General features: G+C 42.6%; 17 protein-coding genes. All 17 read left to right on the top strand.

Translation table 11 applies throughout. The features are described 5' to 3' along the window. Positions 1-223 precede the first annotated feature (223 nt). The 17 genes from DW938_RS04375 to DW938_RS04295 all read left to right on the top strand — a co-directional run bounded on the left by DW938_RS04375 (position 224) and on the right by DW938_RS04295 (position 16,491). Positions 224-1,471, top strand: a complete 1,248-nt coding sequence (locus tag DW938_RS04375; protein ID WP_118123999.1) for a family 10 glycosylhydrolase — start codon at positions 224-226, stop codon at positions 1,469-1,471. A 204-nt stretch (positions 1,472-1,675) separates the two neighbouring features. Next, the gene (locus DW938_RS04370) at positions 1,676-2,509 is read left to right on the top strand and encodes a sulfide/dihydroorotate dehydrogenase-like FAD/NAD-binding protein (RefSeq protein WP_046440370.1); all 834 of its coding nucleotides are present in this window, start codon (positions 1,676-1,678) and stop codon (positions 2,507-2,509) included. Beyond that, positions 2,509-3,894, top strand: a complete 1,386-nt coding sequence (gltA, locus tag DW938_RS04365; protein ID WP_117892367.1) for an NADPH-dependent glutamate synthase — start codon at positions 2,509-2,511, stop codon at positions 3,892-3,894. The genes DW938_RS04370 and gltA overlap by 1 nt, the downstream gene beginning before the upstream one ends. A 94-nt stretch (positions 3,895-3,988) precedes the next feature. Continuing rightward, positions 3,989-4,321 carry a preprotein translocase subunit YajC gene (yajC, locus tag DW938_RS04360; RefSeq protein WP_117856331.1) on the top strand — a complete coding sequence of 111 codons (333 nt, stop codon included), beginning with the start codon at positions 3,989-3,991 and terminating at the stop codon, positions 4,319-4,321. A gap of 106 nt (positions 4,322-4,427) precedes the next feature. Continuing rightward, a complete protein-coding gene (locus DW938_RS04355) occupies positions 4,428-4,832 on the top strand; it encodes a TIGR04086 family membrane protein (protein WP_117897578.1) in 405 nt (134 codons plus the stop codon). A 98-nt stretch (positions 4,833-4,930) separates the two neighbouring features. Next, on the top strand, positions 4,931-5,074 hold the full coding sequence (gene scfA, locus DW938_RS04350; RefSeq protein ID WP_013498654.1) for a six-cysteine ranthipeptide SCIFF: 144 nt from the start codon (positions 4,931-4,933) through the stop codon (positions 5,072-5,074). A 118-nt stretch (positions 5,075-5,192) separates the two neighbouring features. Further along, entirely contained in the window at positions 5,193-6,566 is a 1,374-nt protein-coding gene (gene scfB / locus DW938_RS04345) for a thioether cross-link-forming SCIFF peptide maturase (protein ID WP_118123998.1), read from the top strand. A gap of 396 nt (positions 6,567-6,962) precedes the next feature. Beyond that, positions 6,963-8,036 (top strand): hypothetical protein, encoded by a 1,074-nt coding sequence (locus tag DW938_RS04340; RefSeq protein ID WP_118123997.1) that lies wholly within the window; start codon positions 6,963-6,965, stop codon positions 8,034-8,036. A gap of 166 nt (positions 8,037-8,202) precedes the next feature. After that, positions 8,203-8,949 (top strand): EAL domain-containing protein, encoded by a 747-nt coding sequence (locus tag DW938_RS04335; RefSeq protein WP_118123996.1) that lies wholly within the window; start codon positions 8,203-8,205, stop codon positions 8,947-8,949. Positions 8,950-8,967: 18 nt separating this feature from the next. Further along, positions 8,968-9,702: a hypothetical protein gene (locus tag DW938_RS04330; RefSeq protein WP_118123995.1), complete on the top strand. Its 735-nt coding sequence runs from the start codon at positions 8,968-8,970 to the stop codon at positions 9,700-9,702. 44 nt (positions 9,703-9,746) lie between these two features. Beyond that, positions 9,747-10,406, top strand: coding sequence for a signal peptidase I (locus DW938_RS04325; RefSeq protein ID WP_118123994.1), 660 nt, complete (start codon positions 9,747-9,749; stop codon positions 10,404-10,406). A gap of 21 nt (positions 10,407-10,427) precedes the next feature. Beyond that, positions 10,428-11,996 carry a hypothetical protein gene (locus tag DW938_RS04320; RefSeq protein WP_118123993.1) on the top strand — a complete coding sequence of 523 codons (1,569 nt, stop codon included), beginning with the start codon at positions 10,428-10,430 and terminating at the stop codon, positions 11,994-11,996. 36 nt (positions 11,997-12,032) lie between these two features. After that, entirely contained in the window at positions 12,033-14,150 is a 2,118-nt protein-coding gene (locus DW938_RS04315; protein ID WP_118123992.1) for a DUF2357 domain-containing protein, read from the top strand. A 55-nt stretch (positions 14,151-14,205) separates the two neighbouring features. Further along, complete coding sequence (locus tag DW938_RS04310; RefSeq protein ID WP_147342357.1) at positions 14,206-14,856, top strand: signal peptidase I; 651 nt, start codon at positions 14,206-14,208, stop codon at positions 14,854-14,856. After that, positions 14,828-15,280 (top strand): hypothetical protein, encoded by a 453-nt coding sequence (locus DW938_RS04305; protein ID WP_118123990.1) that lies wholly within the window; start codon positions 14,828-14,830, stop codon positions 15,278-15,280. The genes DW938_RS04310 and DW938_RS04305 overlap by 29 nt, the downstream gene beginning before the upstream one ends. Before the next feature lie 18 nt (positions 15,281-15,298). Then, positions 15,299-15,526, top strand: coding sequence for a hypothetical protein (locus DW938_RS04300; RefSeq protein WP_022286677.1), 228 nt, complete (start codon positions 15,299-15,301; stop codon positions 15,524-15,526). A gap of 14 nt (positions 15,527-15,540) precedes the next feature. Continuing rightward, entirely contained in the window at positions 15,541-16,491 is a 951-nt protein-coding gene (locus tag DW938_RS04295; RefSeq protein WP_118123989.1) for a hypothetical protein, read from the top strand. Positions 16,492-16,499: the final 8 nt, after the last annotated feature.

The raw sequence follows: 16,499 nt of genomic DNA, 5'->3' as shown, positions 1-16,499 counted from the left end.
AAATATGTTTATCAAAGAACGGGCAGGTCTGTCCGTTCTTTTTTTGTATGGGCGACCTGAGGTCGTCCGCATATCACCATGCCATTTTTATGTTTTTTGCTTGGCGATAAGACGAAAACGGGACGTCGGGGGCGCCGTCCCCTACAGTATTTGAATATAAGCTGAATATTTGTCCAATAAGAATAGTATAATTCATTGATACTAATTCGGAGGACTGATATTCTTGAAAAAAATTCTTATTTTACTTATTTGTTTTTTGACCCTTTGCTCCTGCGGAGGTGAGGTAAATTCTCAGAGGGACAGGCTTGTGACTATGGAAAAAGCATCGGTGATACCTGTGAGCGGTGAGAAAAACTACACTGATGTGGAAACGTCACACAAGCTTAATTATACTGTACAGAAAGCTATATGGATATCCTATATTGACCTTGCTGATATGCTCACCGGGAAAAGTGCCGAGGAGTTTCGTGTGAATTTTTCTCAGGCGTGTGAAAATGCTTTGAGCATAGGTTGTAATACGCTGTATGTCCACGTCAGACCTTTCGGGGACGCTATATATGATTCGGAACTTTATCCTGCATCACGTTATATAACAGGCGTGGCAGGTGAGCAGAGTGACTTCGATCCGCTTGATATAATGATACAGACTGCACATGATAAGGGGCTTTCTTTTCACGCATGGATAAACCCTCTTAGGTGCGAGAACGAGGAATGTTTCCAGAATTATGACGATAGCTTTCTTCTGAAAAAATGGTATGACGAGGGCGACGGCTGTTTGGAGCAGGTCGAGGGCGACAGCCATTTGTGGCTCGATCCTGCTTATGATGAGGTAAGACAGCTTATAGCAGAAGGTGCAGCGGAGCTTGCAGAAAATTATGATATTGACGGTATACACTTCGACGATTATTTTTATCCCACAACGGCTGAGGACTTTGACGCTCAGTGCTTTGCAGCTCAGACGGAGTTTGACGACCTTTCACAGTGGCGGCTGAACAATATCTCCCTTATGGTGGGGGAGATATACAGTGCGGTAAAAGCTGTGGATAAGGATATTCTGGTGGGAGTTTCGCCTCAGGGAAATATGGAGAATAACTATGAGTATATGTACGCTGATGTGAAAAAGTGGTGTAGCGAGGAGGGGTATATAGATTATATCTGTCCGCAGATATACTTCGGTTATGAAAATTCTGTGAAACCTTATGAGGACACCCTACAGCAATGGGCGAATATCTGCACAACTGATGTTACGCTGGTGGCAGGACTGGGGGCTTATAAGATAGACAGCGAGAGTGAATTTTCGGAAAATATCGGCATTATCGGCAGGCAGATAAATGACGCTGTAGTTAGTTATAACTACGCAGGAGCGGCGGTCTACGGCTATGGAAGTCTGTTCGGTGGCAGTGATAGAGGTGTTCAGGAGCAGGAGTTTATCGAAATTGCTTTTGATAATCTTGATACATCTGTAAAATGATATGCGATATATAAATTATGGTATGTTAAATGTAAACAAATTGTGATATATTATTATAAAATTTATGGAAGTAAACAAAAAACTATTGAAATTTCTTTTTAAATATAGTATAATGTTATATGCTGTAAGGCGATAATAGAAAATGTTTTTGTATTATTTGCCTAAAACAATATTATTTTGCTAATTATTCAGGGAGGGATTTTAGTGTACAAAATCGTAACAAGAAGACAGCTCAACGACGCTGTTGTTCTTATGGAGATCGACGCACCTTACATTGCCGCTAAGGCTGAGGCTGGTCAGTTCATCATCTACAGAGTTGATGAGAAGGGCGAGCGTGTTCCGCTCACTATCGCTGACTATGACAGAGAAAAGGGCACGATCACAATTATTTTCCAGGTAGTAGGTGCATCTACAACTGAGCTTGCAAGACTTAATGAGGGCGACTATATCCATGACGTTGTTGGTCCTCTCGGCGTTGCTACAGAGTATGACGAGGGTATCAAGAGAGTTGCAGTAGTAGGCGGAGGCGTTGGCTGTGCTATCGCTTATCCACAGGCTAAGAAACTCCACAGCATGGGCGTTGAAGTTGATCTTATCGCAGGCTTCAGAAGCAAGGATATCGTTATCCTCGAGGACGAAATGGGCAAGGCTTCTTCACATCTTCATATCTGTACAGACGATGGTTCATACGGCTATCACGGATTTGTTACAAACAAGCTTCAGGAGCTTATTGACGGTGGTGCTAAGTTTGACGAGGTCATCGCTATCGGACCAGTTCCAATGATGAAGTTTGTTTGCAAGGTAACAAAGCCTTATGATATCAAGACTCTCGTTTCACTCAACCCTATCATGATCGACGGCACAGGAATGTGCGGCGGATGTCGTGTAACTGTTGACGGCAAGATCAAGTATGCTTGCGTTGACGGCCCTGACTTTGACGGTCAGAAGGTAGATTTCGACGAGCTTATGAGAAGAAACTCAACTTATAAGGAGCAGGAAAAGGCTCACTTGTGCAGACTTACTGGAGGTGTAAGATAATGGCTAATATGAGTTTGACAAAGACTCCTATCGCAGAGCAGGAGCCAAAGGTAAGAGCTAGAAACTTCAAGGAAGTTACTTTGGGTTACACCCCTGAGCAGGCTATAGAAGAAGCTCAGAGATGTCTTAACTGTAAGCACAAGCCTTGTATGACAGGATGTCCTGTAAGCGTTAGGATCCCTGAGTTTATCGCAAAGGTAGCAGAGGGCAAGTTTGAAGAGGCTTATGCTATCATCAAAACAACAAACGCTCTGCCGGCTGTTTGCGGACGTGTATGTCCACAGGAGCATCAGTGTGAGGGCAAGTGTGTAAGAGGTATCAAGGGCGAGCCTGTTGGTATAGGCAGACTTGAGAGATTCTGTGCAGACTATATGATGGACAAGGCAGTTGCAGTTGAAAAGGCTGAGCCAAACGGTCATAAGGTAGCTGTTGTCGGCGGCGGTCCTTCAAGCCTTACAGTTGCAGGCGACCTTGCTAAGCTTGGTTATGATGTAACTATCTACGAGGCATTCCATACAGCAGGCGGCGTTCTTATGTATGGTATCCCTGAGTTCAGACTTCCAAAGGCTATCGTTCAGCACGAGATAGACAATCTGACAAACATGGGCGTACATATCATGACAAACATGGTTATCGGCAGAGTTCTTTCTATCGACGAGCTTATGGGCATGGGCTATGAGGCTGTATTCGTAGGTTCAGGCGCAGGTCTTCCAAGATTCATGGGTATCGAGGGCGAAGGTCTTGTAGGCGTTTACTCAGCTAACGAGTACCTTACAAGAATCAACCTTATGAAGGCATACAAGGACGATTATGATACCCCTATCATGAAGTCAAAGAACGTAGCTGTAGTAGGCGGCGGTAACGTTGCTATGGACGCTGCTCGTTCTGCAATGAGACTTGGCGCTGAGCACGTTTATATCGTATACAGACGTTCAATGGACGAGCTTCCTGCAAGAAAGGAAGAGGTTCATCACGCTCAGGAAGAGGGCATCGAGTTCCTCGTTCTTAACAACCCTGTTAAGATAGTTGGCGACGAGAACGGTCATGTAAACGGCATGGAGTGCATCAAAATGGAGCTTGGCGAGCCTGACGCAAGCGGCAGAAGACGTCCTATCCCTATCGAGGGTTCAAACTTCATTCTTGACGTTGATACAGCTATCATGTCTATCGGTACATCACCTAACCCACTTATCAGAAGTACAACTCCTGGTCTTGAAACAAACGATCACGGCTGCCTTATCGTTGACGAGAACGAGTCAACAACTAAGGAAGGCGTTTACGCAGGCGGTGACGCTGTTACAGGCGCTGCTACTGTTATCCTCGCTATGGGTGCAGGCAAAAAGGCTGCCGCTGCTATCGACGAGTATATCAAGAACAAGAAATAATTTCTTGTAAATGAAAATTATTTGTTAAAAGGCTTGAAGTTTGTGCAAATATCTGATATACTAATATAGTATTATTAGATTTGGAGGTCTTTTGATGAATTTGTCAGCAATTATTTCAGTTTTGGCAGCTGAGCAGAGTTCACCTGCATCACTTGCCATGACTTTTATCCCACTGGTACTCGTAATCGTGTTCTTCTATTTCTTTATTATCCGTCCGCAGAAAAAGCAGGATAAGAAAGACGCTGAGATGAGAGATAACCTTGAGATAGGTGACGAGGTCGTTACAAACGGCGGAATCGTTGGTATCGTGTTCTCTATCAAGGACGACACTGTTGTTATCGAAACAGGCGGCGACAGAAGTAAGATCCGTGTTAAAAAGTGGGCTATCGCTAAGAATGAAACAATTCATGACGGTGACGCAAAGTAAATATCGCTGTTGAGGGACGGGTAGTTTTATCCGTCCCTTTTTGTGTTCTTATTGTCCGTGGCTTTGAATATAATTTCTTTAGGATATTCAGTGTGGGGGTGCGGATATGAAAAATAACAGGCTTTTTGGGGGCAGAAAGCTTTCTGTGCTGTCATCTACGGCAATTTCTGCCTGCGTGGGGTGCGGTGCGATATTTGTTGCTGTGCTTGCTTTTGCGTATGTTATCACTAAGATAGATGCCACCGATCTTATGCTGTCGGTGATGTCAACAGCGGCACTTGGTATCGGGGCGTATGCAGGGGGATATGTCTGCGGAAAAAGGCAACGTAGAAACGGTCTGCTGTCAGGTGTGCTGTGCGGAGTGTTCATTTTTCTTATTATTGTTATACTCAGCGCACTGTTTTCAAAGGCAGCTGAAAGCTTTTCCGTGCCTGCAAAGCTTGTGCTTACCCTTGTGTGTGCAGGCGTAGGCGGAGTTGTAGGGGTAAATTCTAAAAGCAGTCGTTTTTGATAAGGATAAATATTTATACTGCATTAACCATTCGTTCATAAAACATAGTGGGATATGTGGTATAATTAGTGTAAATCAATTATTGGAGGTAAAATCCTATGAAACATATCAAGACGATCAATAAGGCTAATCTCAAGAAGACTGCTGCTAAGGGTGGCTGCGGCAAGTGTCAGGCATCATGTCAGTCAGCTTGCAAGACCTCCTGCACAGTTGCTAACCAGAAGTGCGAGAGAGAAGCTTAATATTCCGATCTTTCTGAGGCGTGCGAGCGTACACACGCCTTGCTAAAGGGACATTTTTATGTCCCTTTATTTTTGTATAAATTTGTATATGAATATAAATGCGAAAGGTGATTTTTAAATGATACACAAGTTTAAGCTTGGCGGCTTTAATGCACTGCTTGACGTGAACAGTGGCGGAGTACATATTATAGACGATCTGACATATGATTTGTTAGACAATGTTGAGCCGCCTTTTGAGGAGAAATGTCCTGAGGACGTTGTAAGAAAGCTGTCAAAGATGTATGACAGCAAGGATATCGAGGATTGCTATGAGGAGATAGTTTCTCTTTATAATGACAAGATATTGTTCAGCGAGGACGATTACGAGAAGTATGCCCTGTCTGCTGTGGCTTCGCCTATCAAGGCAATGTGTCTGCATATCGCTCACGACTGTAACCTGAGATGTAAATACTGCTTTGCGTCAACAGGTGATTTCGGTCAGGGCAGAATGCTCATGGACTATGAAACAGGCAAGCGTGCTATAGATTTTCTTATAGAGCGTTCAGGAGACAGAAAATTTCTTGAGGTGGACTTCTTCGGCGGTGAGCCGTCACTGAATTTCGGTACGGTAGAAAAGCTTGTTGAGTATGCACGTTCACAGGAGGAGCCTCACAATAAAAAGTTCAGATTTACTGTTACCACAAACGGTGTACACCTCACTGACGAGATGATAGACTTCATCAACAAGGAAATGTACAACGTTGTTCTGTCTATCGACGGAAGAAAAGAAGTCAATGACAGAATGAGAGTGCGTGTTGACGGTTCAGGAAGCTATGACAGGATTATCCCTAACTTCAAGAAGCTTGTTGAGAAGCGTCCTAAGAACAAGGATTGGTATGTAAGAGGCACTTACACAAAGTATAATCTTGACTTCTCAAATGATGTAATGCACCTTTATGATCTGGGATTCGATCAGATATCTGTTGAGCCTGTTATGGCAGACCCTAGCGAGCCTTATGCTATAACTGAGGCTGACCTGCCGAGGATTTTCAAGGAGTATGAGATACTTTCCGAGAAGATACAGAAGATAAGGGACGAGGGCAAGTTCATAAACTTCTTCCATTTTATGATAGACCTCGATCAGGGCCCTTGTGCGATAAAGAGACTTAGGGGCTGTGGAAGCGGAAACGAGTATGTTTCTGTTACTCCTGACGGCGATATTTACCCATGTCATCAGTTCGTTGGTATCACCGAGTTCAAAATGGGCAATCTTTACGAGGGCACATTCAACGAGGAAATGAAAGATATGTTTGCTCACGCACACGTTTACAATAAGCCTGAGTGCAAAAAGTGCTGGGCAAAGTTCTATTGCAGTGGCGGTTGCAATGCAAACAACTACATTTACGCAGGTGATATCCACAATGCGCATAAGCTGTCATGTCAGATACAGAAGAAGCGTCTTGAATGTGCTATCATGATGAAGGCTGTTAAAATGCTCGACAGCGCAGAATGAATATAAATATTTTGTAAATTTCACGCATGGTAACTTTTATGTACATATATAAACTTAATATGTACAAAAACGTTTGAAGTTTAACAAAAAAATTTATTGAATAATCGGTTTAAAAAGCACGGAATAACAAATGACGTTATTCCGTGCTTTCTGTTGTTATTACATAGTATGATCATGTCGAAAAATAGCAAAATGTGTCTGTCATATTAATAAGTATTAAGATAAATATAATGTATACTAAGCTGGTAGCTTATTGACAAAGTGGGTCGAATTTAGTATAAGATTGACATAAACAAAAGGTGCTTGGCGGTCATGTTACCGCAAATCGGCTATAACGAGCGCCCTCTGTATCGGACAGGATAAACCGACAAATTATTATGAAAAGGACGAAGAGATATGAAAACTAATGAAAAGAAGAATACTTCTGCTAAGAAGAAACTTATACCTGCAGTTGCAATGCTCACAACTTCCGCTGTAATGCTTTCTACTGCTACTTACGCTTGGTTTACGCTTAGCAAGACTGCTGAAGTTACAGGACTTAACCTTGCCGCTACAGCAGGTGGCTCACTTGAAATTTCACTCGGACAGGTTGATAATGGTGTTTTGAGTTCATCTGATTTGACTCCTACAGCTGACAACATTTCTTGGGTAAGCACAGTTGATATTGGTCAGTATTATGAAAAAGTTGGAAAATTGAAGCCAGCTTCAAAAGTTGACGGTAATAGCTTGTTCTACGCTGAGGATAGTGGTATATACGCTGGTGGTAGAGCTGTTATGGCTGATACTAAGGTTAAAGCCGCAACTGATGAAGCAACTTTGACAGCGAGAACTACAACCGCAAATACAGCTCTTGCAACAGATGAAGCTTCTGGTGCTGACGGATATTATGTTGACGTTCCAATGTGGATAAGGTCAACAAAACAGACTAAACAGGACGTTCAGTGTCGTGTTACAATTAAGAATAAGGATAGTGAGAATAATACTGAAAATGATTTGCAAAAAGCAGTTAGAGTTGCTGTTTTGCCGTTGAAAACTGCAACTGAGGCAAATGATAGTACAACAGTTACAAATACTTTATCTGTTACAAAAGCTAGTGCAGTTGCTGGCTATGCAGATACAAAGTACACTCTTCTTGGCGATAAAGCGAGTGTATTTGGTCTTAATTGGGACAACTACACGGATAATAAGGGTATAAAGACAACAGAGGGTGCTAATTATGGTGCTAAACTTGATACCATTACTTTTACCAAGGGTACAGCACAAAAAGCCGTTCCAACTAGCAGAGATAGCTTGGACAATCTTACTACTGTATTTGAACTTGCTGGTGCAGGAAACAACGAGTATTCAGTTGAGGGCTTTGTTGTAAGAGTATGGATTGAGGGCGAAAGCAAATTCTGTAATGATGCAACTGCAAATCAGGATTGGACAATTCAGCTCGATTTCCAGGCAAAGGATAACGCAGGCAACTAATCAATAAACAATAAAACAAAAAAGACGCCGAAGAAATTCGGCGTTTTTTGGTAAATGGGCATAAAAAATAATTTCCCATATTTGGGGAAATATCCCGATTTTTCTTTACTTTTTGTCGAAAATATGCTATAATAATACATTGGAACAGGAAAGGAAGTGACTTGCTTTGAGCGGTAATTCAACAGTTGACGGCGTTCGTGCCGTTGAGCTTTTCTATAGACCTATAAAAAATACCGACAGCGGCAGGGTCACTTTTTTGCAGTCGCAAACAAGGCTCAATTCCCCTGTTATGGGAACGCTCATGCCTGCGGATTATCTCCCTGTGGCTCAGCTTTCCGACCGATGTGTTAGCATATTCAAGCTTGCTTTAGTTCAGCTTTTGCAGGCTTTGGGCAAGTTCCACGAAAGGGAAGTTGACGTTGATTGGGCAAGCGTGTTCATGCCTGCAAGATTTTTAAGGCAGACGGAAGCTCCGAGAGTTGTGGCAGATTATTGCGATAAGTTTGGCGTGAAGTATGAGCGTGTCTGCTTCGAGTTGTCGCCTGATGTGCTTGATGAAACTGACAGCACAGCGGCAGATAACGTGGCTCTTATGAGAAGACAGGGCTTTCATTTTCTGCTTACAGGCTTCGGCACTGAGGGCTTTAAAATGCTTAAGACCGCTGAGTTCAAGGTAGATAATATCATGCTTGACGGCTCAGTGGCTCAGGTTCTTGGTAAGAGCGACAGGTATGATACCTGCGTGAACTCTCTGCTGAATTTCGTTTTTGACCTTAATGCTGAGGTCATAGCTGACGGAATTACTGATGATAAGCAGGTGAAACAGCTCAGCGGTATGCAGTGCCTTTACTATTCGGGAGAAAATGCAGGAAAATATATTGCGGAAAGATACGTTCGCAATAGAAATGAGTAATAAACGGGTGATACGGTTTTGGACGGTAAAAATACAGATAAAAATACAAGAGTAGTCGATACCCTTGCACTTCGCAGGACCGCCAAGGAAGCTAAACGCTATGTGGTATTGATGAGATTGCTTAAAATACTTGCCATTATACTTATCGCTATCGTGGCGGCGGCTTATGCGGTGTCTTATTTTTACGACAAGTATGGTAGCTTTACAGTTAAGATAAGTAAGTATGATATGATAGATCAGGGTCTTACTCTTTCGGAAACTCCTGACTATACCACGAGCAATTCAAGGCTCAATGCGGATATCCTCTATGATATGACAAATATCAGTGGTGAAGATCTCCCTGATAATATCGACAAGATAAACGGCAGCCATAACGGCGAGGGGTATATAGCTTATACTTTCTATCTCATAAATTCCGGTAAAGACACACTTAGCTATGACAGCGAAATGACTATCGAGAATGTCACGAACGGTGTTGATGAAGCTATCAGAGTGGAGCTTTTCGTGAATGGCGAGAAAACCGTTTATGGTAAAACAAAGTCTGACGGCAGCGGTAAGGAAAGCGATTGCGACAAGGAGTTCGCCTCCTCTACTGAGGTCATGAAGGACCGACGTGAAAAGCTTGGTCCTGGTGAGAAAGACAAGTATACAGTAGTTATATGGCTTGAGGGAAATGACCCTGATTGTGTTGACAAAATAATCGGTGGCACAATGAAGCTTGGTATGAATTTCAAGATCGTTGAAACAACTTAAAAAATTAGAAGGGAGGAAGCCTCGGGGTTCCGAGGTTTTGAATTATGAAAAAAGCTTTGAAGATCGTTTTTAATGTTATCGCATGGGTGGTGCTTATCTTTGCACTGCTTATAACAATTCTCGTGTTCTCGTCTGATAAGAATAATGGTACGGCAAGTCTGCTGGGATATATCCCACTCACAGTTGAATCTGACTCAATGAAGCCAACTTTCAAAAAAGGCGACCTTATTATCTCAAAGGAAATAGACGATATCAATTCTCTGAAAAAGGGCGACGTTATCACTTTCTGGACTCTTATAGAGGGCAAAAAGGTGAAGAATACCCACCGTATCGCAGAGGTGCTCAACGATAACGGCTCTGTAGGCTTTATCACACGAGGCGACGCTAATAACGCAGATGATACATACACTGTTTATGCAGGCGATATAATCGGTCAGTGGGAAGGTGCAAAAATAGGCGGTTTCGGCAAGGTAATGGATTTTCTCAGAACAAAAACGGGATTTTTCATTTGCATACTTTTGCCGATAGCACTGTTTTTCCTCTTTGAGCTTTATAAGCTTATTGCAACCATAATCGAGATAAAGCGTCCTGCTATCACAGAGAGCGATGAGGAAGAAATAAAAAGACGTGCAGTTGAGGAATACCTTGCACAGCAGAAGGAAAAGGAAGAGGAAAATGCACAGCAGGAGAAAAATGACAAATAACTGCTGCTTGGGTGATACATTATGAATGGATTTCTGAAATGGTTTTTTGTTTTCATGTCGTCAATGCTTGCAGGCTTTGGGCAGATCTTCAAGGGTCTATGGAACGGCATAAAACAGATCTTCAATATAAAAAACTACATAAGGATATTCAAGACCTACTCGGCAGACTTTGGTGCGCTGGGCTGGATACTTTCTGTGCTTGCAATTATCGTTGTTGTGGCTATCTTTGTGCTTATTATTTTTATGATAGTGCTTGCTGTGAGAAAGTACATAAGATTCAGACACTCTATCGTCAGCAACGAGGATCTTATCGAAGAGATATCTGACCTGCAGCGTCAGGTGGTCAAAATGACCAAGGAAAAAGATGAGATCATGGCAATGAAGGTGGCACAGCTCGGCGTATATGATAACACCGCTCTTGCAGAGGGTGAAACAAAGCTTGCAGAGGGCGAGCAGATGCCTGCACAGGGCGAAGTTCAAACCACTGTTGACGGCGTTGTTCAGACTGCCGACTGCCGTTTTTCAAAGCTTATCGAGGTGGACAATTTTTACAAGACCTACGAGCCGCCTGCTTACAATAATGACATCACCCTTAGCGGTATCTGCGAAGCATACAGAAACTTTGCCTGCTCAAGAATGCACCTTTATTATGACATAAAAACTATCCGACTTTTTATTGCAGGCATGGCTTCAACAAAGCTCATTATCCTGCAAGGTATCTCTGGTACTGGTAAAACATCATTGCCATATTCATTCGGTAAGTTCTTGCAGAAAGATACCACTATTGCTTCTGTTCAGCCGTCATGGCGTGACAGAACTGAGCTTTTCGGCTACTTCAACGAGTTCACGAAGAACTTTAATGAAACAGAAGTCCTCAAAAGAATTTATTCTTCTGAATACAATGACGATATAAACTTCATACTCCTCGACGAGATGAACATTGCGAGAGTAGAATATTACTTTGCAGAAATGCTTTCAATTCTTGAAATGCCTGATCCTGCCGAGTGGGAGCTTGACCTTGTTCCTAATGTGTGGAGTACCGACCCTGTTCGCCTTGACAAGGGCAAACTGCGTATTCCGCAGAATATTTGGTATATCGGTACTGCCAACAACGACGATTCCACGTTCACTATCTCAGATAAGGTATACGATCGTGCACAGCCTATCAATCTTGACGCAAAGGGAGTTGCCTTTGACGCACCTGACACGCCGCCTATGAATTTAAGCTTTGAACATCTTGATACACTTTTCAAGGAAGCTTTTCAAATGTATCCTGTTTCACAGGACAGTCTGAAAAAGATCCAGCAGCTTGACCTGTGGGTGATCGAAAAGCTGAGAGTGGCTTTCGGTAACCGTATACTTAAACAGATGAACTTGTTTGTTCCTGTATATGTTGCCTGCGGTGGCGAGGAGCTTGACGGCATTGACTATGTGCTTGCCACAAAGATATTCAGAAAATTTGAATCCCTGAACCTTGCGATGCTCAGGGACGAGCTGAAAGAACTTTGCACCTATATGCAGAAGCTTTTTGGCAGAAACACTATGAAAGAATCTATAGCATATCTTGAAAGATTGCAAAAACTGTACTAAAATTTGTACTCATAAACTTTGAGAGGAGGGACGGGCATGAGCGAATACAACGAACAGCGTGCAGCTTTTGACAAAGCTGTAAAGACGTTTGACGGCAATAACAGCTTTGCGGCAGCCCGTGCCTTGCTTCTTTCGGGCGAAAAAACTGTATCTTTTAATCGTAAGATAATCGAGAAGAATATAGATTCGTCCTGGCTCACAGAGATAGAAAAAGCTCTGCCACATCTTGATACGGTAATAAGAAATCCCAGAAACACCATTAAAGAAGTGGAAGAGATCGTGCCTATCGCTATGTCAAGGAAGATAACGGTAGAGTCCATAAAACATCTGGGACAGCACACCGATCTTATTCAGGATATCGACAAAAAGACAGGAAAGATAACTCCGTCAAAGATACTCAACATTCATAAGGAAGAAACTCTCGATACATATGAAAATAGATTTGTAAATACCCTTATTGACAGGCTATACATTTTTATAAATATAAGATACAATAAGCTTGTCCAGACCGCAGAGGCGCAGGAGGCTTATTCTTTTAATTACGATACCGTGGCTGACAGCGGCGACGGCAGAAAAGTCAACATAAGTTTTAAGATAGAAACTGTTGACAGTCTTGTCGGCGGCAGCAAGGATACTGACGTTTGGGCAAGGCTTGAAAGGGTCAAAAAGGCTATCGAGGGCTATAAAGGTTCAGTGCTTTGTACCACTCTTGGCAACGCTTTTATCAGACCGCCTGTTATGAGAACAAACGCTATCACTAAAAATGTGGACCTTATGGCGTGTCTTACCCTTTGGCAGTTTATCGAAAGCTACGATAAGGCAGGCTACGAGGTCAACGTTTCTGATACTGCACAAAGACCTGATGATTCTTATATCGAGGATATATATGGTCTGACCGCAATGAACTATATGCTTTTCCGCTCCTATACCCATGGGGCAGACAAGTCGGAGGAGCTTAAAACCATAAAGAGCAAGACCCTTGCACCAAAGGTTGTCAGGCGTTTTGATAAGCAGACGTCTGATAAATATGATGTCATAGTTGGCGAGGGTGAACAAAGTAGTGCAAGTAAGACAGATATGGGTATGTCTGCCGAAGAGGCAGGAAACCTTACGGCAGAGCTTGACCGTATAGTTGAGATAGAAAAGCAGTTTCTCAAAGACGAGGAAGACCGTAAGAGGGCTGAGGAGCTTGCGGCTGCAGAAGCTGAAAGAAAGCGTGCCGAGCAGGAGAAACTTGAGCGTCAGCGGCGTGAGGAAGAAGAGCGCATAAGGCTGGAGCATGAGGAAGCTGAACGCAGAAGATTGGAGCTTATCCAAAAACAGCAGGCGGAGCAGGCTGCAAGAGAAAAGGCGGAGCGTGAGGAACGTGAACGCCGTGAGAAAGAGGAAGAGATCAAGCAGATCGCAAGACGCAAAAGGCAAATGGAAGAGCGTCAGCGACGTGAAGAGGAGCAGCGTGTCCGTGAGGAAAGAGCCAGGATCCGAGAGGAGAAAAAGCTCGTCCGCAGCAGCCTTGGATCTGCTATGGATCAGCAGATCAGCACGAATGAAGAAGCAGTGTCTTCAAGCTTTGTGTCAGAGTATGAGTCCCCTGAGATCGCTGCAAAAAAGGCGAAAGAAGCACAACAACAGCGTGAGCAGGAACGTCGTGAGCGTGAACGTGCTGAGCGTCTTAAAGCTGAACGTGAAAGCTTTGAAAATAAAAATATCAATGAGATATTTAAAGAATATTCCAAAAATCCATATTACATGGCAAAACGTGGCATAACATATGTTCTAGCTCACGCATTTGGGATCATACCTGTTGTGACGGATAATCCGGACTATATCAGGATGCTCAAAGTCAAGAAGGAAAAAGAACTGGCTGAGGCAGAGAGAAAACGTGCAGAGCGTGAAATCGAGATCATTTATGAAAAATATGCTCCGTATCTGAAATATGATGTAAAGAGGCGTATCAAAAACAGGCAGTTTAAAAAGAGAAAACGTCTTGAGCGAAAGAACAGACCGCCAAGACCATATATTCCGCCACAGCGCACTGCTGAGGAGCAGAAAGCTATCGACACTGAAATGAAACGTCTTTACAAGGAGTATCACGTTTCGGCTGTGGGCAGACTGGTAAGACATTTGAAAGAAAAGTACAGAAAGAAACCTTAGTGCAGGAGGGAGCGTCGGTATCATCGGCAAGGCGTTGAGGATAGTAAAAATAGCTTTGACAATACTTGGCTCTGCTGTGTTTGCAGCACTGCTGAGTGTGACGGTGTACATAATGGTCTGCGGCTGTATCGGCAAAACAGCAAGCATTTTTGGTTACAGCGTACTGAAAGTCGTGAGCGGAAGTATGGAGCCGTCTATACATGAGGGCGACTATATTTACATCAAAAGGACAGATACTGACAGCTTAAAGGCAGGGGATATCATTTCGTTCTACTCTCAAGATGATAGTATTAAAGGCGAGATAAATACTCACAGGATATCTGAGGTTTTGAGCGACGGCACTTTTGTTACTAAAGGCGATGCTAACAAAATAGAGGACAGCGTGACGGTGCAAAAAGATAGCATTATTGGAAAATACTATGGAAAGCTCAGATTTTTCAAGTGGCTTGGGTCATTTGCATCAACAAAGAAGCTCCTCATACTGTTTGTGATAATCCCAACCGTTTTCATGGCGGTGTATGAGGTAAAAACTATCGCTGAGATAAAAATATATTCAAACCGTGATGAAGCCTTGAAAGCGGCTGAGGAAGAAAAAGAAAAGCTTATGCGTGAGGCTGTTGAAAAGGAAGTTCAGCGGCTGAAAATGCAGGAAAACGAGAAAAAGGAGGCGAACAGCTTTGAATCAGGAAAAGATAATGAAGGCTAAAATGATAACGGCTATCGTTATTTGTGTTGCGGCACTTGCAGGGCTGTTCGTTTTTATCGGGCTTTATATGGACAAGTCCGAGGAAGTCAGAAAGACTTACATCGCTAAGTATATGGAAAATCTGTCTGCCGCCTCTGAGGAGATAGACACTTATCTTGAAAGCGGCAAGGATCTTCCAACAAGATATAACATGATAATTTCGGACATGGGTGCGGCAAGGTCGCTGGTGTTTCTTATCGACGATTACACGGAGGAGCAGAAGGCTATAAACGAGCTTCATTACTGTTTTGTGAAGTATCCCGAACAAATGCAGGGCAAGCTTGAGGACGTAAAAAAAGCACTTGACCATATCACCGAAAATCTTGACAAAGGCTATAGGGAAGTCAACGAGATAGTTGATTCGGTTGATAAAATGGGAAATTAATGCAAGGAGGACAATAACGTGAGCAGTAAAGGGCAGCTTAAAAGAGAAATAAAGAAATGCAGACTTACTATCGAGGAGATAGAGCGTAAGAGATCACGTTCACAATCGGCACTGGTTCAGGCGATTCTTTTGCAGGAAGAGCCTAACGAAATGGACGTTGAGTGGTTCAACAAATACACAGGCGAGATAACCGCTTGCAGAAACCACATGATAGAATTGCAGAAAGAGCTTGACTCGATGAAATAATGGAGGTCGCCAAAGTGGCTGAGCATAAAGTGATAGAGAAAGCAGACAGCGAGGAAGAAAAGAAGAAACGCAAACTGCTTATTATAAAAATAATACCAGTTGCAGTGCTGGCATTTATACTTATTGCGGTCAGTCTGGCTTGGTTTACCATTGATAAAGCCCTTGATCTTGATTCATTTGGAATGAAAAGCGTAGATTCGCCATTTGAACTGAAAACAGTAGGAAGTGCCAATGTGCTTAAAGCTGAGATACTTGACAGCAATGATTACTCTAAGGTGTCTGATGGGAGCAACATCACTTCTGACGAGAACAACAAGATCTACTGGCTTCTTAATGAAGAAAGCGGTATGACGAATGGTATTAATCCTGGTAGTCATGGAAAGCTTACTTTTTATGTTGTCCCGAACCAGTCGGGGGAAATGGAGATACAGTTTAAGTTGAGTATCACGGGATATGCAGAGAATAAAAACGGCGACAGCGTTTCATACGAAAAGGTAACTGATGAAAATGTTACAAACTTTTTGAATGGACACATCATGTTTTTTGAGAAATATGATGAAAGCACTCACACATATTCCGATTTTCTTAGTGATGAAACATTCACAAGGACGTTTAAAGATTGTAAAGTAGACGTTCCGCAGGAAGTGAACGTATATTGGGTGTGGCCGAACACTCTTGGTCAGATACTAATGAAAAGCACAGATGAAAATCTGACAGAGAAAAATGTGCTGTTTGATGATGATAGTAAAGAGCGTTTGAATTTTGCAAAATATATAAATGGTAATATAAATTTGTTCTTGTCAGGTGATGCTGATAAAGAACAAAATAAAACAGTTATTGAGAAAATACTTAAAGGTGAAAAATACAGCACAGCTCAGTTATCATCACTAAGCTCCATGTATAATGACGCTGACGAAAAGATAGGTACAAAGGTGCAATATATCCTTGTTGAACTAAACGTATAGATAAGAAT

This window comes from Ruminococcus sp. AM43-6, from assembly GCF_003461785.1.
In the GTDB taxonomy this organism is placed as follows: Bacteria; Bacillota; Clostridia; order Oscillospirales; family Ruminococcaceae; genus Hominimerdicola; species Hominimerdicola aceti.
Note: the sequence above shows the minus strand (reverse complement) of the source record. Positions and strands in the feature narration are given on the sequence as shown.